Annotated in this window: 1 protein-coding gene; it reads right to left on the bottom strand. The window is 66.2% G+C overall.

What is annotated here, in order from left to right; genetic code table 11:
- The coding region (locus J0A65_RS26885) for a hypothetical protein (protein ID WP_206597219.1) at window positions 1-252 on the bottom strand (252 nt) is incomplete at its 3' end.
- Between the last annotated feature and the right edge of the window lie 59 nt (window positions 253-311).

Genomic DNA, 311 nt, shown 5'->3' with positions numbered 1-311 from the left:
CTGCTGCAGCAACGGCAGGTCGGCCTCCCGCTCGCCACTGAGCGCCAGCTTGCTCTCGGCATGCCGCAGGCCCCGGTACAGCGCCAGGGTGACGTACACCTGGCGTACCGTACCGGCCTGGCGCACACGGCCCTGATTGAAACGAATGAAGGCCGAGTCCTCGGCGTTGTAGCCAAGGGTGAAGCCTTCTTCACCGGCCAGTTGCTCCTGCAGGAAGGCGAGCAGCCCGTTGAAATGCTCACGCGCGCGCATCAGGCCGCCCCTCCGAACACATCGATGTCAGCGAACACGCAGGCCGGCGAGGCATGACC

The organism is Bowmanella yangjiangensis (genome assembly GCF_017255015.1).
In the GTDB taxonomy this organism is placed as follows: Bacteria; Pseudomonadota; Gammaproteobacteria; order Enterobacterales; family Alteromonadaceae; genus Bowmanella; species Bowmanella yangjiangensis.
The sequence above is the reverse complement of the archived record's forward strand: the minus strand, read 5'-3'. Positions and strand labels throughout refer to the sequence as shown.